Origin of the sequence: Planococcus beijingensis (genome assembly GCF_016820615.1) — a bacterium.
Lineage (GTDB): Bacteria > Bacillota > Bacilli > Bacillales_A > Planococcaceae > Planococcus > Planococcus notacanthi.
Genome location: NZ_JADHDZ010000008.1, coordinates 89,475 through 112,309 on the forward strand (window position 1 = coordinate 89,475; position 22,835 = coordinate 112,309).

General features: G+C 46.5%; 21 protein-coding genes, 7 tRNA genes and 1 riboswitch. Of the genes, 8 read left to right on the plus strand and 20 right to left on the minus strand.

What is annotated here, in order from left to right; all coding sequences use genetic code 11:
• Positions 1–56: 56 nt before the first annotated feature.
• Positions 57–572: a gamma carbonic anhydrase gene (locus tag IRE19_RS16485; RefSeq protein ID WP_203341239.1), complete on the plus strand. Its 516-nt coding sequence runs from the start codon at positions 57–59 to the stop codon at positions 570–572.
• 63 nt (positions 573–635) lie between these two features.
• Here the strand turns inward: IRE19_RS16485 and IRE19_RS16490 are convergent, their stop codons facing one another.
• Entirely contained in the window at positions 636–1,337 is a 702-nt protein-coding gene (locus tag IRE19_RS16490; RefSeq protein WP_203341240.1) for a response regulator transcription factor, read from the minus strand.
• A 168-nt stretch (positions 1,338–1,505) separates the two neighbouring features.
• Here IRE19_RS16490 and IRE19_RS16495 point away from each other — a divergent pair, with 168 nt between their 5' ends.
• Together IRE19_RS16495 and IRE19_RS16500 are read left to right on the plus strand one after the other, a co-directional pair.
• Positions 1,506–3,041, plus strand: coding sequence for an aldehyde dehydrogenase family protein (locus tag IRE19_RS16495; RefSeq protein WP_203341241.1), 1,536 nt, complete (start codon positions 1,506–1,508; stop codon positions 3,039–3,041).
• Positions 3,042–3,064: 23 nt separating this feature from the next.
• Positions 3,065–4,282, plus strand: a complete 1,218-nt coding sequence (locus IRE19_RS16500; protein ID WP_238943281.1) for an iron-containing alcohol dehydrogenase — start codon at positions 3,065–3,067, stop codon at positions 4,280–4,282.
• A 59-nt stretch (positions 4,283–4,341) separates the two neighbouring features.
• Here IRE19_RS16500 and metK read toward each other — a convergent pair whose 3' ends face one another.
• Positions 4,342–5,550, minus strand: a complete 1,209-nt coding sequence (gene metK, locus IRE19_RS16505; protein ID WP_203341242.1) for a methionine adenosyltransferase — start codon at positions 5,548–5,550, stop codon at positions 4,342–4,344.
• 200 nt (positions 5,551–5,750) lie between these two features.
• A riboswitch (SAM riboswitch) is annotated at positions 5,751–5,863 on the minus strand.
• A 412-nt stretch (positions 5,864–6,275) separates the two neighbouring features.
• Here metK and pckA point away from each other — a divergent pair.
• Positions 6,276–7,865: a phosphoenolpyruvate carboxykinase (ATP) gene (gene pckA, locus IRE19_RS16510; RefSeq protein WP_191716664.1), complete on the plus strand. Its 1,590-nt coding sequence runs from the start codon at positions 6,276–6,278 to the stop codon at positions 7,863–7,865.
• 61 nt (positions 7,866–7,926) lie between these two features.
• On the opposite strand, the gene IRE19_RS16515 is transcribed toward pckA, so the two are convergent.
• The 3 genes from IRE19_RS16515 to IRE19_RS16525 all read right to left on the minus strand — a co-directional run bounded on the left by IRE19_RS16515 (position 7,927) and on the right by IRE19_RS16525 (position 9,661).
• The gene (locus tag IRE19_RS16515; protein ID WP_238943282.1) at positions 7,927–8,709 is read right to left on the minus strand and encodes an alpha/beta hydrolase family protein; all 783 of its coding nucleotides are present in this window, start codon (positions 8,707–8,709) and stop codon (positions 7,927–7,929) included.
• Positions 8,690–9,064 carry an NUDIX hydrolase gene (locus tag IRE19_RS16520; RefSeq protein ID WP_349291295.1) on the minus strand — a complete coding sequence of 125 codons (375 nt, stop codon included), beginning with the start codon at positions 9,062–9,064 and terminating at the stop codon, positions 8,690–8,692. Before IRE19_RS16520 ends, IRE19_RS16515 begins: the two co-directional genes overlap by 20 nt.
• A 150-nt stretch (positions 9,065–9,214) precedes the next feature.
• On the minus strand, positions 9,215–9,661 hold the full coding sequence (locus tag IRE19_RS16525) for a Dps family protein (RefSeq protein ID WP_191716662.1): 447 nt from the start codon (positions 9,659–9,661) through the stop codon (positions 9,215–9,217).
• Between the two features lie 107 nt (positions 9,662–9,768).
• Between IRE19_RS16525 and yidD the strand changes: the two genes are divergently transcribed.
• Together yidD and IRE19_RS16535 are read left to right on the plus strand one after the other, a co-directional pair.
• Positions 9,769–9,999, plus strand: a complete 231-nt coding sequence (gene yidD / locus IRE19_RS16530; protein WP_191716661.1) for a membrane protein insertion efficiency factor YidD — start codon at positions 9,769–9,771, stop codon at positions 9,997–9,999.
• An 87-nt stretch (positions 10,000–10,086) separates the two neighbouring features.
• Positions 10,087–11,085 (plus strand): metal ABC transporter solute-binding protein, Zn/Mn family, encoded by a 999-nt coding sequence (locus IRE19_RS16535; RefSeq protein WP_203341244.1) that lies wholly within the window; start codon positions 10,087–10,089, stop codon positions 11,083–11,085.
• 78 nt (positions 11,086–11,163) lie between these two features.
• Here the strand turns inward: IRE19_RS16535 and IRE19_RS16540 are convergent, their stop codons facing one another.
• From IRE19_RS16540 to IRE19_RS16575, 8 genes are all read right to left on the minus strand, one after another.
• Complete coding sequence (locus tag IRE19_RS16540; RefSeq protein WP_349291296.1) at positions 11,164–11,832, minus strand: MOSC domain-containing protein; 669 nt, start codon at positions 11,830–11,832, stop codon at positions 11,164–11,166.
• A gap of 61 nt (positions 11,833–11,893) precedes the next feature.
• Positions 11,894–12,613 (minus strand): AAA family ATPase, encoded by a 720-nt coding sequence (locus tag IRE19_RS16545; protein ID WP_203341245.1) that lies wholly within the window; start codon positions 12,611–12,613, stop codon positions 11,894–11,896.
• A gap of 155 nt (positions 12,614–12,768) precedes the next feature.
• Positions 12,769–13,830, minus strand: a complete 1,062-nt coding sequence (gene menC / locus IRE19_RS16550) for an o-succinylbenzoate synthase (RefSeq protein WP_203341246.1) — start codon at positions 13,828–13,830, stop codon at positions 12,769–12,771.
• A complete protein-coding gene (locus IRE19_RS16555; protein ID WP_203341258.1) occupies positions 13,821–15,254 on the minus strand; it encodes an o-succinylbenzoate--CoA ligase in 1,434 nt (477 codons plus the stop codon). The genes menC and IRE19_RS16555 overlap by 10 nt, the downstream gene beginning before the upstream one ends.
• 64 nt (positions 15,255–15,318) lie before the next feature.
• Positions 15,319–16,137 carry a 1,4-dihydroxy-2-naphthoyl-CoA synthase gene (menB, locus tag IRE19_RS16560; protein WP_191716657.1) on the minus strand — a complete coding sequence of 273 codons (819 nt, stop codon included), beginning with the start codon at positions 16,135–16,137 and terminating at the stop codon, positions 15,319–15,321.
• A complete protein-coding gene (menH, locus tag IRE19_RS16565; protein ID WP_203341247.1) occupies positions 16,134–16,961 on the minus strand; it encodes a 2-succinyl-6-hydroxy-2,4-cyclohexadiene-1-carboxylate synthase in 828 nt (275 codons plus the stop codon). Before menH ends, menB begins: the two co-directional genes overlap by 4 nt.
• Complete coding sequence (gene menD, locus IRE19_RS16570; RefSeq protein WP_203341248.1) at positions 16,958–18,658, minus strand: 2-succinyl-5-enolpyruvyl-6-hydroxy-3-cyclohexene-1-carboxylic-acid synthase; 1,701 nt, start codon at positions 18,656–18,658, stop codon at positions 16,958–16,960. Before menD ends, menH begins: the two co-directional genes overlap by 4 nt.
• Positions 18,645–20,036 carry an isochorismate synthase gene (locus IRE19_RS16575; RefSeq protein ID WP_203341249.1) on the minus strand — a complete coding sequence of 464 codons (1,392 nt, stop codon included), beginning with the start codon at positions 20,034–20,036 and terminating at the stop codon, positions 18,645–18,647. Before IRE19_RS16575 ends, menD begins: the two co-directional genes overlap by 14 nt.
• Before the next feature lie 170 nt (positions 20,037–20,206).
• Here IRE19_RS16575 and IRE19_RS16580 point away from each other — a divergent pair, with 170 nt between their 5' ends.
• Positions 20,207–21,118, plus strand: a complete 912-nt coding sequence (locus IRE19_RS16580) for a 1,4-dihydroxy-2-naphthoate polyprenyltransferase (protein WP_203341250.1) — start codon at positions 20,207–20,209, stop codon at positions 21,116–21,118.
• Between the two features lie 125 nt (positions 21,119–21,243).
• Positions 21,244–22,209, plus strand: coding sequence for a DMT family transporter (locus IRE19_RS16585; protein WP_203341259.1), 966 nt, complete (start codon positions 21,244–21,246; stop codon positions 22,207–22,209).
• A 14-nt stretch (positions 22,210–22,223) separates the two neighbouring features.
• On the opposite strand, the gene IRE19_RS16590 is transcribed toward IRE19_RS16585, so the two are convergent.
• From IRE19_RS16590 to IRE19_RS16620, 7 genes are all read right to left on the minus strand, one after another.
• Positions 22,224–22,295, minus strand: a tRNA-Glu gene (locus IRE19_RS16590).
• A gap of 6 nt (positions 22,296–22,301) precedes the next feature.
• Positions 22,302–22,392: transfer RNA gene (locus tag IRE19_RS16595), tRNA-Ser, on the minus strand.
• A gap of 4 nt (positions 22,393–22,396) precedes the next feature.
• Positions 22,397–22,471 (minus strand) — tRNA-Asn (locus tag IRE19_RS16600).
• Position 22,472: 1 nt separating this feature from the next.
• A tRNA-Ile gene (locus IRE19_RS16605) sits at positions 22,473–22,549 on the minus strand.
• Between the two features lie 14 nt (positions 22,550–22,563).
• Positions 22,564–22,637: transfer RNA gene (locus IRE19_RS16610), tRNA-Gly, on the minus strand.
• Between the two features lie 6 nt (positions 22,638–22,643).
• Positions 22,644–22,719: transfer RNA gene (locus tag IRE19_RS16615), tRNA-Phe, on the minus strand.
• A gap of 17 nt (positions 22,720–22,736) precedes the next feature.
• A tRNA-Asp gene (locus tag IRE19_RS16620) sits at positions 22,737–22,812 on the minus strand.
• Positions 22,813–22,835: the final 23 nt, after the last annotated feature.

A 22,835-nucleotide genomic window follows, 5' to 3' on the forward strand; every position in this document is an offset into this window, starting at 1 on the left:
TCGATTTGATTTGTTACGATTATAGAATATCTTATCTTTTTTAAAGGAGCTTTGCCATGATTTATCCATATAAAGACAAATTCCCCCAAATCGATCCATCGGTTTTCATCGCTGACTATACGACCATCTCGGGTGATGTGACGATTGGCGCCCAATCATCGGTTTGGTTCAACACGGTTATCCGCGGCGATGTCTCCCCAACCATTATCGGCAATAAAGTCAATATCCAAGATCTTTGCATGCTTCATCAAAGCCCTGGAAAAACCTTGCTTTTGGAAGATGAAGTGACCATTGGCCATCAAGTGACTTTGCATAGCTGCATCATCCGCAAAGGGGCGTTGGTAGGGATGGGGTCCGTCATTCTCGACGGAGCGGAAATCGGAGAAGGCGCATTTATCGGAGCGGGCAGCTTGGTTCCTCCCGGGAAAGTCATTCCACCCGGCATGCTTGCGCTCGGCCGTCCCGCAAAAGTGGTCCGTGAACTGCGCGAAGATGACAAGATTGACATGGAACGCATTGTTCGTGAATATGCGGAAAAAGGAGCTTATTACAAGTCTCTTCAGAAAGAATAGAATCTGTTAAACAAAAGAAGCCATGGACTGAGTCCACCGCTTCTTTTTGTATGTAAAATCCGTTTATGAAATCAATCCGCTCCTAATCGCTTCGCCAATGGCTTGTGCCCGGTGCTTGACGTTCAATTTTTTCATTGCAGATGCGATATAGTCCCTTGCGGTAAATTCACTGATTCCCATATTCATGGCCATTTCCTTTGTGCTCCACCCCATTGACAACTGTTCCAGAACTTCGATTTCCCGCCGGCTCAATTTATGTCCCATATGTTTATCATTAAATAAAGACAATTTGATAAACGCCCTTCCGAAATAATTTTCTACCGATTGGACCATCGACTCTTTATCGCTTTCTTCCCCTTTGTACCCATCAAGCAATACGCAGCCGATGACCATCGCTCCTGTTTTGATAGGCACAACGAGAACAGAAGAAAGCTTATACTTTTCCACGTACTTTGCAGGCAACTCAGAATGATCTTCACTAACGGTTATGTAGCGGGCTTTTTTATTCAGAACAGCCTCGTAAATCGGCTGGATTGTACGGATGTCTTCCCGAATAGCATCCTGGTTGAGCATTGATCCGTCAGCATGCAGTGAGAAAATCAATTCGCTGATGAAATTGATGGGTGAATAAGAAAATAATGACAGCCTTGAAAATGGAAATAAGCTGAAAAAGCCTTCGACTATCCGATTGATTTTTTCTTCAGTACTGCCTGTATCCAATAAACTATCAATAAACCGCTCTGCAGAAACCGGTAAAGCCTTCATGCATCCGCCTCCCTTTCATCCCTACATTTTCAGGGATAGACTTACATACCGCTTAAATCTAAACTCTACTTGAAAGCCCTTACATTTATTTTTGAATATTCCGTCTCTTTATCAGTTAAGCTTCATCATATCTTGTCTTACAGAAAAATTCAATTAGGGGGTAAAGTCATGTCGATTCAAGTTGGAGTACAAAATTTTTCACATTTCATCAACGGCTCTTGGGTTTCTTCTTCAAGCGGCGAAACTTTCGACGTCCATAATCCCGCTACAGGTGAAGTAGTGGCGAAAGTTGCGAAAGGGTCGGCAACAGAAGTCGACCAGGCAGTTGAAGCAGCCCTGGACGCTTTTGAAAATTCCGGTTGGAGCCAAATGACTCCGTTGGAAAGAGCCGATGCACTTAACCGGATTGCCGACGCCATTGCGCTGAATAAGGATGAACTCATCTACTTGGAATCATTGACTTCCGGTGGAACTGTCCGACGCATTGCAGGGAACGACATAATGAGCATCATCGACCTGTTCCAGCAAATGGCGAAATTTGTTGTGGACTACCCGTTCACTGAAACATTGCCATCGCCGCTTTTTCCAGGCCCTGCCCATAACTTTGTCTGGCGGGAACCAATCGGCGTATGCGCAGCCATCACTCCATGGAATATGCCCCTATTGATTGCTGCCTGGAAGATTGCGCCTGCTCTCGCTACCGGCAACACCATCGTATTAAAGCCGGCTAGCCATACACCGGTGACCGCTCTGCGCTTGGCTGAAATCATTTCACAAGTCGTTCCTCCCGGTGTCATCAATGTAGTCGCCGGATCCGGGACTGAAGTCGGCGAACCGCTTGTCCGCCATCCGAAAGTCAGTAAAGTCGCATTTACCGGTTCAACTGAAGTCGGGCGCAATATCATGAAAATCGCAGCCGAATCGATTAAGAATATCACTCTTGAACTTGGCGGCAAATCGCCTAATATTCTGTTGGAAGACGCAGATCTTGAAATCGCCTTGCCTGGCAGCCTGTTCGGCGTATTCCTCCATTCGGGCCAGCTATGCGAATCGGGTACTCGCCTGTTTGTTCCAGACTCGCTCTATGATGTCGTGGTCGAAAAACTTGCCGAACTGACAAAAACGCTGAAGCTCGGCAATCAATTGGAAGAAACGACTGCTATGGGCCCCGTCATTTCACAGCGGCAGAAAGAGACCATTCTTTCCTACATTGACACCGGCATTAAGGAAGGTGCCCGGCTAGTCTGCGGCGGAAAAGAAGCTGTAGTTGAAGGGTTTGAAAACGGTTATTTTATCGAACCGACTATTTTTGCGGATGTCACCAACGATATGGCTATCGCGCAGGAAGAAATCTTCGGTCCGGTCCTGACAATCATCCGCTACAACGATGTGGACGAAGCCATTAAGATGGCCAACGACTCAATCTACGGCCTTGCCGGCGGCGTATGGACCCAGGATGTCAATAAAGCCTATGATGTTGCCCGCAAAATTAAAGCCGGCGTCATCTGGATCAATGACTGGCATATGCTGCGGAATGATGCGCCTTTCGGCGGGTATAAGCAAAGCGGCATCGGCCGTGAAATGGGCAAGTATTCGTTGGACGCCTATACACAATTAAAACATGTCCATACTTCCATGGTGCCGGAACTTGAGCGCCGCCTTGCATTTGGACTGCTGTTTCCTGAAGGAACAAATGACCACTAATTTTAAGATTGGGGTGACTCTCATTGATTACAACCTATTCGAATTTCGCATTGATGACCACCATCCACAGCGGCTCCAATACGAGAGCCATGATACCAGACCTGTTAAATGGGCTTGGCGCCAAACGGGTCGTGCTGTTCAGCGACAAAGGACTGAAAGATGCCGGAATCGTTGACAAAGTAGCAGAAATATTCCGTCTGACACAAAACGGCACCGGCACACAACTGGTGGGCATCTTCACCGACATCCAGCAGGATGCGGGCAGTGAATCTGTAAACCGCGCTATCCAGTATGCAAGAGAAATGGCAGCTGACTCTTTATTGGCTGTTGGAGGCGGCAGTGTCTTGGATACCGTGAAAGGCATCAAGTTTGCCTTACACCACGGATTGACCGACATCAAAAAAGCGATCCCGGGCGGTTTGGCACATTATACCTGGCCAGAAGCTCAATTTATTCCCATTCCGCACATCGCCGTTCCGACCACTGCCGGGACCGGTTCGGAAGTATCGCCGATTGCCGTAATCTACAATGAAGAAAAAAAGGTCAAAACAAATATTATTCACCCCTTCATCAGCGCCAATATGGCCGTTTTGGATCCTGATCTAACGATTGGCTTGCCACCGTTCATCACGGCTTTTACCGGCTTTGACGCATTGACACATGCTATTGAAGCGCTCGCGTCACCGACAGCAACTGGATTTACCGACGCCTACGCGCTTCAGACCATCCGGATGTTCGAAAAAAACATTGTTGAAGCAGTCAACAATGGCAGCAATGTCAAAGCACGCATGGAAATGCTGCAGGCCAGCACTATGGGGATTACTGCTTTCAGCTTCGCGCTGAACGCCATTCCTGTCCACAACCTGGCTCATGCATATGGCGCTCTATACCGCATTCCACACGGACTTGCGAATGCCGTTTTCCTGCCTCATGTTATCGAGATGATTCCAGCCCTGTATTTGCCGAAAATCGACCAGCTGGCGCAGGCCTTAAATGTGGACAATCGTGACAAGTCTCCACAAAATTTGCTTGAGGAAGTAGTACAGAAAATCCGCGATTTGCAGGAAGAAGTAGGCTTGCCGAAAGATTTTTCGAAATACAATATTCCTGATGATTCACTGCCGACCACTATAGCGGCAGTCCAGTCAGATCCTGCGGCTATGAATTTTCCACTTCCGGCTGAATTGATAGAAGCGATAGGCAAACGTGTTGATAAACTGCAGACCAGCTTCACTTCATAAAAACAGAAAAAGAACGGCCAGGCATCACTGTCTGGCCGTTCTTTTTTGTTGTGTGCTAATTAAATACCAGCTTCTACGCCAGCTTGTTCTTTAAGAATTGCTGCTTTGTCAGTACGTTCCCAAGGAAGATCAACATCCGTACGGCCAAAGTGTCCGTAAGCTGCAGTCTGCTTGTAGATCGGGCGGCGCAGATCCAACATTTTGATGATGCCGGCAGGACGCAAATCAAAGTTTGCACGTACCAAATCATCCAATTTGTCTTCATCTACTTTGCCCGTGCCGAATGTATCGAAAGCGATAGACACAGGATGTGCTACTCCGATTGCATACGCCAACTGCACTTCGCATTTGTCTGCAAGGCCTGCAGCAACGATGTTTTTAGCTACATAACGGGCTGCGTAAGCTGCTGAACGGTCAACTTTTGTCGCGTCTTTACCGGAGAAAGCACCGCCGCCATGGCGAGCATAGCCACCGTAGGTATCTACGATGATTTTGCGGCCAGTCAAGCCCGCATCTCCTTGAGGTCCGCCAATTACGAAACGCCCAGTTGGATTGATAAAGTATTTGGTGTCTTCATCGATCCATTTTGCCGGAACGACTTCTTTGATGACGTATTCTTTAATATTGCGTTGAATCTGTTCAAGCGTTACTTCCGGGTGGTGCTGAGTAGAGATAACAATTGTGTCCACGCGTAGCGGTTGATTGTTTTCATCATATTCAACTGTCACCTGCGTTTTGCCATCCGGGCGCAAATATGGAAGAATTTCTTCCTTGCGTACTTCAGCCAAGCGGCGCGCCAATTTATGTGCCAATGAAATCGGCAATGGCATTAATTCTTCAGTTTCGTTGTTGGCATATCCGAACATCAACCCTTGGTCGCCTGCTCCAATATCGTCCATTTCTTTATCTGTCATTTGGCCTTCACGTGATTCAAGTGCCACGTTTACTCCAGCAGCGATATCCGGTGATTGCTCATCGATTGCTGTAAGGACTGCACTTGTTTCTGAATCGAAACCATATTTAGCACGTGTGTATCCAATTTCTCTTACCGTTTGTCTAACGACTTTTGGAATGTCCACATAAGTGGAAGTAGTGATTTCTCCAGCTACTAAAACAAGTCCTGTCGTTACAGTCGTTTCACACGCAACACGTGCGTTTGGATCCTCGGTTAAGATAGCATCCAAAATTGCATCTGAGATTTGGTCACAGATTTTATCCGGATGTCCTTCTGTTACTGATTCTGAAGTAAATAATCGACGGTTTTTCAAAAAATGTTCCTCCTTATATCCTGCGAGATTGCTCTCGAAATTGATACGGTACTCGTTTCCCATGTCAAGTCCGTTCCGGAATTTCCGGATTGAACTTCAAGCCTTCTGTGGCCTTTCACACGAGGATTAAGGGCATTCCATAAAAAAATCCCTTCACTCATTCGTCATGAGGAAAGGAGAATCATCATAAGCACCTTTCACTCTTATCATCCAAGGCCTGTAAGCCTTGTTTCAGGTTTGGCACCATCACTGCAGCTGCAGCAGGTTGCCGGGTTTCATAGGGCCTGTCCCCTCCACCAGCTCGGAATAAGAGTATCCGTTCAATTTTTCATCATACGGAAATAGTTCGGGGATGTCAACGATTTCGGCGAATAAAATGCTCAAATTTTATTGCTGGATGTTCTCATCCTATGCAGTGAACATTCGTGAAGTTCTTTTCCTATCGGCCAGGAGTCTGCAATAATTTCTCATTGGGATTATGTGATTTCATTCAGCTCCTGTTATGATGGAAGTTAGCGCCATCCCTAAAACAATATGACCTTCGAATTTTTCAAGGAGCAACGGCCTCCATCCTTTCCAATCCCCTAATATAGAACCTTATTTCAATATTTTTTCAATTCTGCAGCGAATTAGTATAGACTAATGAACCTAATGTGTTATACTAATGAACGAATATACATCCTCCCCATCGCCATGGGAATAACAGAAAAGGAAGGTACATATATATGACTTCAGTGAACTTTGCAAACGATTTGAAGGATCTTTTAACTGGCCCAAATGTACATGTTCAATTATCAGTGCCACAATTAGTGGAAGCAGCAACATCCCGCGGAGAAGCGGTTTTGACACGGGAAGGCGCTGTTAAAGCGGAGACTGGGAAATACACAGGCCGCTCGCCGAAAGACAAATACATGGTCGAAGAAGAAAGTTCTAAAAACAAAGTCGACTGGGGCAATGTGAACCGTCCGATTTCCAGCGAAGTGTTCGAAAACCTGTACGCTAAAGTGCTCAAACACCTAAAAGAAAAAGATGCGCTATACGTATTCAAAGGATTCGCCGGAGCTGACCACGAATCTCGTGTACCGATCCAAACAATCAATGAGTACGCGTGGCATAATCTGTTTGCCCACCAATTGTTCATCCGTCCGACGGCTGAAGAATTGAAAACGCATGAAGCTGAATTCACTGTAGTCTATGCTCCTACATTCATGGCAGACCCTGCAGTTGATGGGACCGCTTCTGAAACATTCATCATCGTATCGATGGAACAACGCATCATTTTAATCGGGGGTACTGAATACGCCGGCGAAATGAAGAAGTCCATCTTCTCAATCATGAACTACTTGTTGCCTGAAAAAGGCATTCTTCCTATGCACTGTTCAGCGAACGTTGGCCAAGACGGCGATGTGACTTTGTTCTTCGGCTTGTCCGGTACAGGCAAAACGACTTTGTCAGCTGATGGAGACCGTAAATTGGTCGGTGATGACGAGCATGGCTGGTCCGATAATGGCGTCTTCAATATCGAAGGCGGCTGCTATGCCAAAACCATCAACTTGTCACGCGAAAACGAACCACAAATCTACGACGCAATCCGTTTTGGTTCTGTCCTTGAAAACGTGGTAGTGGATCCGGATACACGCATCCCTGACTACAACGATGGTTCATTGACTGAAAATACACGTGCTGCTTACCCAATGCAGGCAATCGATAATATCGTAGACCCTTCAATTGCTGGACATCCGAAAACGATCGTCTTCTTGACAGCAGATGCATTCGGCGTCTTGCCTCCAATCAGCAAGTTGACGAAAGAACAGGCGATGTACCATTTCCTAAGCGGCTATACATCAAAATTGGCTGGTACAGAACGCGGCATTACATCTCCTGAAGCAACATTCTCTACTTGCTTCGGTTCACCATTCCTGCCGTTGCACGCAACGGTCTATGCAGAAATGCTCGGCAATAAAATCGATGAGCACGGCGTTCAAGTCTTCCTTGTCAACACAGGTTGGACTGGCGGCGTCTACGGAGTCGGCAGCCGCATGAAGCTTTCTTACACGCGTACAATGGTTCGCGCTGCCATCAAAGGCGAGTTGAACAACGTACCGACTGAAAAAGAAGCGATCTTCGGCCTCGAGATTCCTGTAGAAGTACCAGGAGTGCCAACAGAAGTATTGAACCCACGCAATGCATGGGCAGACAAAGAAGCTTATGACCAGAAAGCAACGGAATTGGCACAGAAATTCCAAGAGAACTTCCAAAAGTTCGGTACTGTCGCACCGGAAATTACTACACTCGGCGGACCACTTCAAAAATAAGCATATGTTAAAAAACCGTTCGGAGAAATCCGAACGGTTTTTTTGTTTGGATTCAGTTAAATCATTTTTTTTCTTGTTCACCCATCCACTTGCAGACTGCTTGTACTGTTTGGCGATTTGCTGCCGGCGGAAAAAAATGTGTGTAATCCGGAAAATACCAGGTTTCGTGCGTCTGCCCATTCAGCTTTAATGCTTCTTCCAACAGAAAAGCTTGAGCCGGATAGACGTTTTCATCCTTCAAGCCATGAATGATCAGAAAAGGGGCTGCACTTTCCTCGATCCGCAACAATGGATTGCGTTCTTCGTATTCAGCCAATGCAGTGTTGGGCGTCCCGCCATAGAGCCGTTTCATCATGCGCCGCATGTCCGGCCGTTCTTTATATGTCAGTACTGTATCTGTTACACCCGCCCACGTAACGACAGATGCAATATCCTGGCGAAGAATTGCCGTCCATAAAGCCATGATGCCGCCTCTTGAAAACGCCAGCAGATGCACGTTTTCGTTGCTGTAGTGCTTCAGGACATCGACTGCATGGACCGCATCCCACCGGTCTGCTCCCGCAAATTCATCACGGCCTTGACCACCCCGGTTGCCTCTGTAATAAGGCGCAAAAACGACAAAGCCCTGTGCCGCAAATTGGGCGATGCGAGCAGGGCGCACCATTCCGATCGACTGGATGCCACCTCTTAAATACAAAATGCCGCTATAGTTTCCGGGCTCCTTAGGCTCTGCCAGCATGCCTTTTACCCTTAATCCTTCCGACCAATAAACAATTTCCGTCAAACGGACATGAGGGTTCGGTGATGGATAAGGTTTCTTTTTATCAATCATTCCATTTTCCAAGCTGCTTCACCTTCTCTGTTAATGTCTTCATTCCTTCATCTTTCATCAAAAAACTGTAAGTACCGTCCAACTCCAACTCTTTCGTCAAAACGATTCCTTGCGTTTCAAGGAGCGGAATCGGATCGACTTTTTCGATCCTCGCTGTAAAGACAGTTTTGCAAAAAGGAATTTCCGAAAAAACCACGTATTCTGCAAACCATTCTAGGTCCTTCAGATGAGCGCCCGTTTCTTCATAAACTTCCCTTATCGCCGCCTCCTGTAAACTTTCACCCGCTTCTACTTTGCCTCCGGGAAATTCCAGTCCGCGCTCATTATGCCGTGTCAATAGCCATTGCCCTTTGTAACGGCTGATCACCAACACATGCCTGCTCTCAATTAAAAAGCTGTTTTCTTTGAATGATAATTGACATAAATAACCGTTTAAATCTGTATACTGCATTTTTTCACCCCGATGCCATAGGAAAAGCGTACACTAGAATTCAGTGTACGCTTGTATAGTTCTATTTTACTTCTTTTCACCCAGGAATGCTGATAACATCCAAGAATGTTTTTCGAGGTTCTGGTGAATAGCATTCAGCATATCTTCTGTCATGTCATCGCCGTCTTCAGCCGCCAATTCCATGCCTTTTTTCAAAGATTTCATGATTTTGTCGTAGTCGCTGACAACGGTATCAACCATTTCTTCGGCTGTTTCTTTTTTGTTTGCTTCTTCAATAACGGACAGCTCAAGCTGCTCTTTCATTGTAGCGACCGGTTTTCCGCCCAATGCCAACAAGCGCTCAGCGATTTCATCCATATGAAGGGTTGCTTCGTTATACAATTCTTCAAATTTTACATGCAGAGTGAAGAACGAAGGCCCTTTAACGTACCAATGAAAATTATGTAATTTTGTATAAGCTACAGACCATGTAGCCACCTGTACGTTTAATTCGTGGTTTAATTCGTTTGACATTTCCAATCACACTCCAATTAGTTTGATAAGTTCTTATACTTTATTTATACCTCTTATGCCCCTACAATAAACATGTGAAGAACTTACCCGAAAAGAGCTGAACAATCATGAAGACGGTTTTACTGAAGATTTTCCGCTTCTACCAGCGGTTCATCTCGCCATTGTCTCCACCAAGCTGCCGTTTCTATCCGACCTGTTCCCATTACGGCATCGAAGCGGTCGAGAAGCATGGCGCATTGAAAGGCGGATATTTGGCAGCAAAACGCATTTTGAGCTGTCACCCTTTCCATAAAGGCGGGATTGATTTTGTCCCGGAAGAATGGCCACCAAAAAAATAATTGGTGGTTTTTCTTGTGTTTTTAAAGAGCTTCCTGTAATATTCAAATAGTCATTAAAACGTAATCATTACATTTTGGAGGTTGAACATGAAAAAGATTCTATTATTGGTATCCTTGATTTTGTTATTGGCAGCTTGCGGAAAGACAAGTGAAGAAGCACAAAGCGTGGATGGAGATCCGGAAAAGCTGCAGGTCTACACAACAGTTTATCCTCTGACTTATTTCACTGAGCGCATTGCTGGAGATTTGGTCGATGTCCGATCAATCTATCCAGCAGGTTCAAATGAACATACTTTTGAACCTACACAGCAAGAAATGATCAAGTTGGCAGATGCTGATTTGATGTTTTCAATCGGTCTGGGGCTGGAAGGATTTATCGATAGCGCCAAACAAACTTTACAGAATGAAAACGTCAAATTCATTGCCACAGCCGATCAGATTTCAGATGAAGATCTGGAAGGAGCTCTCGGCCATAAAGAAGAGGAACATGATGAAGAGCACGACGAAGAACATGAAGAAGCACATGCCGAAGAAGCGGAAAGCCACGATGGCCATGATCACGGTTCTACTGACCCACATGTCTGGATGTCTCCGGTGCTTAGCGAGAAATTGGCGGAATCCATCAAGGTTTCGTTGACACAAGCTGATCCGGAAAATGCAGAAGTTTACGAAAGCAATTATACAGAACTGGTTGCGGAGTTAGAGACTTTGGATCGATCATTCGAGGCTTTGTCTGAACGTGTCAGCAAAGATACTTTCTTCGTCTCTCACGCGGCTTTCAGCTACCTTTCTGAACCTTATGGCTTTGAACAAGTTGCGATTGCAGGATTGAACAGCCAGGATGAACCATCGCAAAAAGAGTTGACCAAAATCGTCGATTTGGCGAAAGAAAAAGACGTTCAGTACATTGTCTTCGAACAAAATGTTTCTTCCAATTTGACGGAAGTCATTCAAAACGAAGTAGGCGCAGAAGCGATTCAAATGCATAATCTCGGTGTATTGACACAGGAGAATATCGACAATGAAGAAACTTACTTCACCTTAATGGAAAAAAATCTGCAGGTACTGGAAACAATTCTGAAATAAAAAGGTACACCGATCCATCAAAAAGCACGGCAGCGAAATTTCAGCTGCCGTGCTTTTTGATGGCAAAGAAAAGGTATGCTACTTTCCAGAGGTCAGCTTAATCAACCGCTTTGTCAGAAATTGCCGCCATTCATCTGCAAGCTCTTCCGCTTCAAGCACTTTGACGATGCCATCTATATCTTTCGGGCGATGGAAATTGATTTCATTGGCATAGAGAACTGAGACTTGTTGAGGATCTTTCGATACTAAACGGATGGTCGAATCGGCTCTGATTGTCCCTTCTTCCAGGACTCGGCATAAAAATCCCGTATAGCCTGTCTTCACCATGTCTTTCAGCAGCGGCTTCATATTGAGCCGCTTGTCGATTGTATGGCAAGGAACTCTCCCCTGCGTCACTTGAATGATGGCTTCTCCCACCTGAAAAATATCGCCAATGCAGATATCCTGCTCCAGCATATTCGTTACAGACAGGTTTTCTCCAAAAGCAGCGTGGGGCAATTGTGTGCCGAAGTGGTTGTTCCAGTGATTATAATGTTCATAAGGATAAATGCAGACAGCGCGTTCCGGACCTCCATGGTGCTTCAGGTCCGCCACACCATCTCCCTCGAAACCATCTTTGGTTAAATATACTTCTTCCACCTGTTTTTTTCGTATAGCCGTTTCCATTATTTTGCCGTCTCCATACACCATCTTTTCCGGCATACCGACAGCTAAACTTTTTATGGCCGCTCTCTCCGAATTTGTCACATCCACCCCACCTTTTGTATATATTAATGATTCTCATTTTCTTCCATAGTATGGCGGCTTGTCAATCCTCCAAAATCTCTTTCAAAAAATTTTCCCTATGGTCCAGAAAATATTTAGTGATCCGGTAATGGTCGGTCATTTCATAATCGATCTCTTCAATGGAACCACCATCAAAGCTCAGGATTTTGGCATCCGGATAGCCAAGAAGAATAGGCGAATGGGTCGCGATGATAAACTGGCAATTTTCCTCATCAGTCAAATCCTTCAATATCCGCAGAAACGTCAATTGGCGCTGAGGAGACAATGCCGCCTCCGGCTCATCCAGCAAATACAAGGCACGCCCATTAAAACGGTTCAAGAACAAAGACAAGAACGACTCACCATGTGATTGCTCGTGCAAGGAACGGCCTCCATACGATTGGAAACCATCTCCGTCGATTTCTTCAAGATGTGTGGCAAAGTTGTAAAACGATTCCGCACGCATAAAGAACCCATTCGTGACTTTCGGCATCCAGGAAAGACGGATATAGTCGCCTAATGCCGATTCAGCAGCATGGACTTCATAGGTGTTATTGCGGCCTCCTCCAGCTGTGTTAAAACCACATTTATCCGCAATGGCCTCGAGCAATGTAGACTTGCCCGAGCCATTCTCCCCTACAAAAAAAGTAATTGGATTGCTCAAATCCAGTTGATCCATAGTGCCGATCGAAGGAACAGTAAAAGGATACTTTCCATAATCGTCGATTTCTTCTTTCAATAAACTGATTCGATTCAAAAACATGGATGCACCTCCCTGGCTTCTTTCCTCAGATCTTTAAAAGAATGATTACAACCGCTAATTATTCATTACTGTTAATTTTTATTCATTGTCTCATATTATTTCCCAACTGCAAACAAAAATTCCATCTGATAAAAAAGGTCTGAACCATAATTGATTCAGACCACTGTATAACCGATTCCCGGTTGATCGCTCAAAACGATTTCGCCATTTTCTACTGTGATTTCAGGCTCGATGATATCTTTCTCCCAGAAATGTCCGGAAGCTGAAAAATCACCAGGGTAGATGATTCCCGGCAACGATGCCAAAGCCAGATTATGGGCTTTGGAAACGCCGAATTCAATCATTCCCCCGACCCAGGTGCCGATGGAATGGGTCCGGCACAGTTCGATCACCTTTAATGTTTCTGTCCATCCTCCAAGCCGGCTCATTTTCAAAACGATAATGTCGCCGGCTTCCCGGTCAATCATTTCCTGCATATCTTCCACAGAGGCAATGCTTTCATCCAAACAGATCTTCGTGTCGAGCTCTTTTTTCGCCTGTGCATGCAACTCCCATTGCCGTTCGCCAAAAGGCTGTTCAATCAGCGTAAAGCCGATATCGTCGAATGTTTTCAATCGTTCAACACTGTGTGTCTGGAAACTGCCATTGGCATCTGCAAAAAACAGGAGTTCCGGGTAGGCGGCAACAATCGTTTTCATTAAAGTACGATCTGTTTCAGGGTGTATCTTTATTTTTATTCGCCGGTAACCGGAGTTCACAGCCTGTGCCACCTGCTCTGCTATTTTTGAAGGGTCCGCAGCTACAACCACGCCTGCTGGAATCGCTTGCCGGGAACCTCCCAGAAACTTCCACAATGGTTGTTGGTCCACTTTGGCGAACAAATCCCATACCGCCATTTCAACCGCCGCTTTAGCCATCCGGTTGCCTTTGAGCGTTTTGAACAACTCCCAAACTTCGCTCGGATGGCCGATGGTTTTACCGGCAAGAAGCGGCAGCAACGAATGCTCCAATACAAAACGGCAGCCTGTAATCGTCTCTTCTGTATACCAGGGCGTTTCGAAAGCCACGCATTCCCCGTAGCCGACATGCCCTTTATCACCGGTCACCGCAACAATGATCACTTCACGCTCGTCCACTTGCTGCAGCACCGTTTTAAACGGTTTCCGCAGCGGTTGCCGCACCGTCTCCAATTGGATGTTCCGGATGGTTACAGCCATGTTCTCAGCTCTCTTCTCAGCAGCTTGTTGGAGGCATTGCGGGGCAGCTCCTCAACAAACAGCAGCTGCTTCGGCACTTTATAGGAAGCAACCTGTTCGCGGCAATACGCCAACAGCTCATCCGCCGTCGCCTCTTTGTTCAACACGACGAACGCTACGGGAACTTCCCCCCATTTTTCACTCGGTCCACCGCATACACCGGCTTCACGGACAGCAGGATGAGCCAGCAGCACTTTTTCAATTTCAGCAGGATAGACATTTTCCCCACCTGAAACAATCAGGTCAGAACGGCGATCCACGACGAATAAAAACCCTTCCTCATCTAAATAGCCGATGTCCCCGGTATGGAGCCAGCCGTCTCCCTGAACTTTCCGATCTGAAAACTTACCGATATACCCCGGTGTGACTTGAGGGCCATGGATAAGGATTTCCCCTCTTTCTCCCGGTTCTTTTGCTCCATCTATTTTTACCTGATATAAAAACAGTGGCTTGCCGGAAGAACCGACTTTCCGTTCAGCATCCGCTGATTGCAAAGTGGTGGTCTGAGAAGACGTTTCCGTCATGCCGTATGTCTGCAGCACCGGAATTCCAAATTTCTCGGCGCGATTAATATAGGCGACCGGAATGGGCCCTCCTCCTGCAAGGATGGCTTTGAAACGAGGAGAAGCGGACATTTTAGCTTCTTCCACATTTGCCAGAACGCGTTCCAGCATGACACCGACCATAGACATGTACGTCACCGTTCCGTTGCAGATTTCCTCTGCACTGCGCTCGGCGTCGAATTTTTCATACAACCGTACTCCCATGCCGTAAATCAGAGATCTCATAAGAATCGAAAAACCGCTGATATGGAACAACGGCACTGAACAAAGCCAAACATCCTCAGGAGCAATTCCAATATTAAGCGCCGATGAAACAGCACTGGAGAAATGATTCTCAGCTGTTTGCCGGACACCTTTTGGGTTTCCAGTGGTGCCTGATGTGTACATGATGGAAATGGTGCGGTCCTGTTGCCATTGTTTTTGCGGTTCGAATGCTGCCGGTTCCGTTTCATCTAATTGGCTGAACAAAATCACATTGGCTGCGTCTATTTTCTCCTTCAGGACATCAGCCACCAATACATTATTTACCTGGGCATCTTCAATTTGATAGGCCAGTTCAGCTTTCGCCAAACGCTCATTCAGCATGACCATCTCGCAGCCTAAATGAAGGCAGCCATACATGACAAAAACAAAATCAGGATTAGACTTGGCCAGGATGGCCACACGTGAATCCGCTTTAACGCCAACTGCTGACAGTTTACCGGCATAAACAAGCGCCAAATCATTGATTTCTGAAAATGTCCATTGCTGTTCCTGGAACGACAAGGCCATCCGGTCTCCGCTCAAATAACTCCGCTGGCTCAACCAGTTCGGATACGTCATTTTAAAAAATCCTTTCTTCAAAAAAAGCTGTCCCCTGAGAGGACAGCTTTCAATTATTCGGTGATCAAGGGAAACGTGGGAATTGGCCAAAGTCCGGTTTGCGTTTTTCTTTGAACGCATCGCGGCCTTCTTTTGCTTCATCCGTTGTGTAGTACAACAATGTCGCGTCTCCAGCCATCTGCTGCAATCCAGCAAGGCCATCTGTATCTGCATTCATTGCTGCTTTAACGAAACGAAGAGCAGTTGGGCTCATCTCAAGCATTTCCTGGCACCATTGAACGGTCTCGTCTTCCAGCTGGTCCAGAGGAACCACTGTGTTGACTAAGCCCATATCCAATGCTTCCTGCGCATCGTATTGACGGCATAAGTACCAGATTTCGCGTGCTTTCTTGTGTCCGATGATGCGTGCCAAGTAACCCGAACCATAGCCGGCATCAAATGAACCAACGCGCGGGCCAGTTTGGCCGAAACGTGCGTTATCAGCTGCGATCGTCAAGTCACATACTACGTGAAGGACATGTCCGCCGCCGATTGCATATCCTGCAACCATTGCGATGACCGGTTTTGGAATTACACGGATCAAACGCTGAAGGTCCAGGACGTTCAAACGCGGAATTTCATCTTCCCCAACATAGCCGCCATGTCCGCGTACGGATTGGTCTCCACCTGAACAGAAAGCTTTTTCGCCTTCTCCTGTCAAAATGATGACGCCGACATCTGAATTATCGCGTGCACGTGAAAATGCATCGATCAATTCGTGAACCGTTTTTGGACGGAATGCATTGCGCACTTCCGGACGGTTGATGGTAATTTTAGCAATACCATTAAAAATTTCATACTTAATATCTTCATATGTACGTTCTGTAATCCACTCGCGTGTCATGATTTTCCTCCTTGATAGTTCAAACTTGAATACTCCCTTACTATTGTAGCAAATTCAGCAGGTTTTTCCACATGTATTGCATGCCCGCCTTCAATAGTTTTATGAACAGCGTTCGGCATCAGCTCAGCCATCTCTTCGGCGATTGCTCTAAACTTCCCATCCAATTGCCCTGTCACCAATAAAACCGGTATTTCTAAGTCTTTCAGGTGCTCCCAATAGGATTCCTGCGTACCTGTACCCATGCCGTTCAGGCTGTTTGCAAGGCCAATGGGATTCTGTGCCAACCTTTCTTCCCGGATAGCTTGTTTTACCGGCTGAGAGAGGGATTTCTGGCTGTTGAACAACGGAATGTTTTCCCAACGGTCAACAAAATTCGTTATTCCACCGCCAGCAATCCGCTGCGCCAGTCCTTCATCACGGGTCTGGCGTTCTTGCTGTTCTTCATCAGTCCGAAGCCCGGGAGACGCACTTTCCAATACCAATCCTTTAAGGCGTTCCGGAAAATTGCAGGCATAAGCAAGTGCCGTGCGCCCGCCCATTGAATAGCCGACAAGCGTCAATCCTTCCAAACCCAATTGGGCGAACAACACATCCAGGTCTTCCACCTGCCGTTGCATTCGATAATGCTCCAAATCTTCCGGACAATCCGTTTCGCCGTGGCCAATCAAGTCAATCAGAACGATTTTCACGCCGCTCCATTTTTCAATGACCGGCTGCCAGCTTTTTGTACTGCCGGTAAAGCCATGCAAAAAGACAATCGTTTCCTGTTTGTCGGCATTGATTATTTCCACATGGTAGCTTACTCCATTAACGTCCAGTTTCATTGCGTTGCCAGCTCCTCATTAAAGCGGCTCCATAATTTGCGGTGCGTCACAACATTGTGCTGTCGGTCTGTAAACACTTCAATGATTTTTACGGCTTTATTTTTCGGCTGGTCCAATGCTTTTGCCAATTGCTCAGCCGTTTCCACCGCTGCATACTGTGCATCGTACATTTTCGCCGCATCACTAAAAGTCAGTCCTGTCGGGGTTCCGAACAATTCTTCAAAATGGCGTTCTTCCTGAGACTGAGGCAAATAGGAGAAGATGCCGCCGCCATCGTTGTTCATGATGACAATGGTCAAATCCGTTTCCTGCATTTTGGACGCAATCAGCCCATTCATATCATGCAGAAATGACAAATCGCCGATAAATAGATAAGCCGGCCGCTGTTTCGCAGCCTGAACCCCGAATGCTGTTGAGACCACGCCGTCAATGCCGTTTGCTCCCCGATTTGCATACACCATCACATCCCGCTCTGTCGCTTTAAAAAACGTATCGACGTCACGGATTGGCATGCTGCTGCCGACAATCAGATCGCAAGCTTCCAATCTGTCAAAAAACAGTTTCGCCAAGACACCTTCATCCAATTCTTCCTGGCAATGGCGGCTGACAACTTCCCAGTAAAGGGCGGATGCTGCTGTCCATTTTTCACGGTAAGAGTTGGCATTTCCAGTGTCCATAGGCATTTTCCATAAACTATTCGCCGATGCCTGGATATGGTGCGTCACCACGGATTGGGCATCCCGCAACATGGGGCTTTCGTCAAAGACGATGTACTTTTCCGGTTTTGCTGCAGCCAAGAACAAAGTCAACGGCTTTGAAACCGGCTGCGGTCCGACGCGGATGACCACTTCAGGCACCATGTCTTCTTTAAATGCTTCACTTTTCAACAAAGCGTCGTAAGAGTCGATAATTAGGTGTTGCGCTTCCGCAGGCACATTGCCCCGCAGATTCGACAGCGGATCCGCCAATACCGGCCAATCGAGATTTCGAATAAAACCCCAGAATTCCTCCGGCATCGGTGCAGTCATTTCGCCGACAATCAGCAAGCCTTTTTCTTTTTTCACAAGGTCCTGCAGAAATGCCTGGCTATCAGCACTTAATGATATCCCACCGCCAAAATGAGCAATTTCACCAAGGCTTTCATACACCTGTTCGAAATCAATACGCAATGGTTCGCGGAAAGGCACATTGATATGTACCGGGCCTTTTGGTTCGCTGCTGGCATTTCGGACAGAACGATGCAGATGGCGGGATAGGAACGCCAATTGGTTTTCCGTTTCCGGCAATGGCAGATCCGTCGCCCATTTCACATGTGAACCAAATAAATTGATTTGATTGATTGCTTGAGGAGCCCCTACTTCCCGCAGTTCATGCGGACGATCTGCCGTTACGACAATCAATGGGACCCGTGCATAATAAGCTTCGACGATTGCTGGGAAATAATTTGCTGCCGCCGTTCCGGATGTACATAACAACATCACCGGTTTGCCGGAAGCCTTCGCCATGCCCAGTGCAAAATAAGCTGCTGAACGTTCATCAATCTGTCGGTATACTGTCATCCCTTCCTGCTTCATACAGGCATAGGCAAGCGGCGTTGAACGGGATCCCGGACTGATAACCGCGTCCGTCACTCCCTGCTCGACCAGCGAATGGGTAAATGCGGATACGTACTCTGTTAATGATTCACGACTCGTCACTCAATTGACCTCCCAATGCCCGAAGCATCGGTCTGAATTTAACCCATGTCTCGTCATACTCTGATTGCGGTGTGGAATCGGCTACAATTCCGCCTCCCGCATATAAATAAGCTTCTTTTCCATCCAATAAAGCCGAACGGATGGCAACAGCGAATTCACCATCTCCTTTAGCGTCAATCCAACCGACCGGCGCTGCATAATAGCCGCGGTTCAATGCCTCATACTCCCGGATCATCTCCATAGCTTCCAGTTTAGGCTCTCCACCAAGTGCTGGCGTCGGGTGGAGGGCTTCCACCAAATCAAACAAAGTAGCACCTGGATTTAAATTGCCTTCCACCGGTGTATATAAGTGCTGGATATCTCTGATTTTCATTAATTTCGGCAGTTTAGGAACACTTGCCTGACTGCAATAAGCTTCAAAAACCTCAGAAATCATATTGACCACGTATTGGTGTTCTCCACGGTTTTTGGGATCTGCCAGCAAAGCATTTCCCAGTTCCGTATCTTTCTCGACAGTTTTCCCGCGAGGTGTAGAGCCCGCCAAACAAGTGGAAAGTGCTTTTTTGTCTTCCACTTTCACTAGTCGTTCCGGTGTGGCCCCAAAGAAAAACTGCTCTTCTGCTTCAAGCCCGAAGAGGAAACTTTCGGGTTGTTCGTTGGATACCTGGTACAAGGCAGCCGTCGGCGAAAGTTTTTCATCGAACTCCAGCTTCAAAGCACGTGCGATAACGACTTTCTCCACCTCTTCAGCTTTGATGGTGTCGGTGACTTGTTGAATGGAATGCAGGTATTCCTCTTTTCTCAATTCCAGATGGCCAATTGCCTGTGGCTTATCGTATTTGTCCACTTCGGATACTTGAGCTGCATGAATCAATTTGTCGCGTTCTTTGCGCAATGCCTCAAATTCGGCAAAGCTCTCTTGTTGTTCAGTGATCAGATGGATGCTGACGTAAGCCTGCTCGCCTTTTAAAATAAGCTGGAAAGTCGGCACAGCAAAATAAGCTTGCGGGAAATTTGTCCATTCACTTTCCTTATCGTTTAATGGGTCAAATGAAAATCCACCAAACAGCACTGGTTGTACAGCATGCTCTTCATTGACGATTTGCCGGCATAAGCTCTTCCAATCAACTTTGATATTCTGAAACCGGCCTTGTGCCGCATCTGATGTCAAAACGTGGGCATGCCCGAGGCCAACAAGCGTAAAGGTTTTTTCACGATTTTGCCAATACATGCGCTTTCCTGCATGGCCGTCTCTGCCCGCTTCAAAAAAAGCTAATGCGGACATGCGGGTTACTTCGATTGTTTCCGTATAAAAGCGGTAGCCTTCGTAACGGCTTTCCGCAAATTGCTGGGTCGATGAATACGATTCTGAATTCACCTGATTACCTCCGTTTTAAACAATAGTTTAGTTTATTTCATTCAGTATTCTACTTTTTAATCTCTACCCTCTATCATACTCTTTTCTGCTAAAATCAGCACATCATATGCTGTATTTGCCTCTATTTTGAAGTACAATGAAGAGTGGAAAGAATTAAAGGAGAGATATACATGACACATTCACTACAGGCAGACAGCGGATGGCGCGTCTGGTGGCAATTAACCCGTCCCCACACCTTAACCGCTTCCTTTGCTCCCGTTTTTCTGGGAACGATGATTGCTTTGCATTATTCTACGATCAACTGGACTTTATTTTCAGCTATGCTGATCGCAAGTTTATTGATTCAGGCAGCTACGAATATGTTCAATGAGTATTACGATTTCGCCCGAGGCTTAGATAACGAGAAATCTGTCGGCATCGGCGGCGCCATCGTACGGAACGGCGTCAAACCCAAAACCGTTCTGATGTTGGCATTGTTGCTTTACGTGATTGCCGGTGCAATCGGAATCTATATTTGTTCACAGACTACTTGGTGGCTATTAGTCGTAGGCGGAGTGGCAATGATGATCGGCTACCTTTATACAGGCGGACCTTATCCGATTGCCTATACCCCTTTCGGAGAACTCTTTTCCGGAGTCGTCATGGGCTACTTGATCGTCATCATCGCCTTCTATATTCAAACAGGCACCGTGACTCTGGAAGCATCTTTGCTTGCTGTTCCGAGTACTTTGTTGGTGGCAGCTATCATGATGTCCAATAATATCCGTGACATTGTGGGAGATGAAGAAAGCGGCCGCAAGACGCTGGCGATTTTAGTAAGAAGACCGGCAGCAGTCAATATTCTGATGTTTTTCTTTATTATTGCTTATGCATGGATTGTCATCCTAGTTATTTCAGGGACATTGACACCTTGGGCTTTGCTGGTTTTTCTGAGCATCCTCAAACCGGTTAAAGTTGTGCAGATCTTTAAACGCTATACGGAACCGTTACAAGTAATGCCGGCTATGAAGGATACAGGTAAAACAAATACATTTTTCGCATTTTTGCTGGGCATCGGTTTATTGATTGACTACCTACTATAATAGAATGCTCAAAAGGGATTTCTTCGGAGATCCCTTTTTGTATTTAAATTATACTTTGAAAAATCGATAGCCATACGATATAGTAGATAGATAATTCAGGAGATTCTAGTTTGGAGGGGAAGAAGCTGAAACCTGTCATTATCGGCATTTGCGCCGCATTTTTCTTCGCCTTTACGTTTGTATTGAACGCCATCATGGAAGCCGGCGGAGGCAGTTGGATTTGGAGTGCTTCTCTCCGCTTTATTTTTATGGTTCCTTTTTTGTTGGTGATTGTTCTTATGCGAAACAATTTGAAACAATTGCTGCTGGAAATGAACAAAAATAAAAGAGCATGGGCGCTCTGGAGTTTTGTCGGATTTGGGTTGTTCTATGCCCCACTGTGTTTTGCCGCTGCCTATTCCCCGGGATGGTTAATAGCCGGTACATGGCAAATCACCATAATAGCAGGTACGCTGCTGGCTCCACTTTTTCTAATTACTCTACATACAAATAAAGGGCCCCTTCAAGTCAGAGGCCAAATCCCCATTAAGGGATTGCTGGTATCACTTATCATCGTGGCCGGTGTCAGCCTGATGCAGTTGGAACACATAGCTTCTGTTTCCTCAGCTTCAATATGGTTCGGTTTTCTTCCTGTTATACTCGCTGCTTTTGCCTATCCATTAGGAAATAGAAAGATGATGGAAGTGTGCGATGGCAGACTGGACGCTTATCAAAGAGTACTGGGAATGGCATTAGCGAGCCTTCCTTTTTGGTTTTTGCTGTCACTCTATGGCTTGTTTACAGTTGGTGGACCGACGGGATCGCAAAGCATTCAAACGCTGGTCGTGGCAATCAGTTCAGGAGTCATTGCCACCGTACTGTTTTTTAAAGCAACGGATCTGGTCAGAGGGAATATGCAAAAACTGGCCGCAGTGGAAGCTACCCAATCTATGGAAGTTGTATTTGCCTTAATAGGGGAAATCCTTTTCTTGTCAATTGCATGGCCTTCTGCATTATCCTGGTGCGGCATTGTACTCGTCATGCTTGGGATGACGGTCCACAGCTACATTTCTGGACAAAAGAAAAAAAGTGTCATGCAACTGAATGCATGACACTTTTTTTATGATGACCCCTACGGGATTCGAACCCGTGTTACCGCCGTGAAAGGGCGGTGTCTTAACCGCTTGACCAAGGGGCCATATACTGGCGGAGAAGGAGGGATTTGAACCCTCGCGCCGGTTGCCCGACCTACACCCTTAGCAGGGGCGCCTCTTCAGCCACTTGAGTACTTCCCCAGTATGGCTCCGAAGGTAGGACTCGAACCTACGACCATCGCATTAACAGTGCGGTGCTCTACCACTGAGCTACTTCGGAATGGTGGGCCTAAATGGACTCGAACCATCGACCTCACGCTTATCAGGCGTGCGCTCTAACCAGCTGAGCTATAGGCCCATATGTATATAAAATGGAGCGGGTGAAGGGAATCGAACCCTCATCATCAGCTTGGAAGGCTGAGGTTTTACCACTAAACTACACCCGCAAAAAATGGTGGGTCAGGACGGAATCGAACCGCCGACACTTAGAGCTTCAATCTAATGCTCTACCGACTGAGCTACTGACCCACAAATTCAGATAAAAATGGCGGTCCCGACCGGGATCGAACCGGCGATCTCCTGCGTGACAGGCAGGCATGTTAACCGCTACACCACGGGACCATTTGGTTGCGGGGGCAGGATTT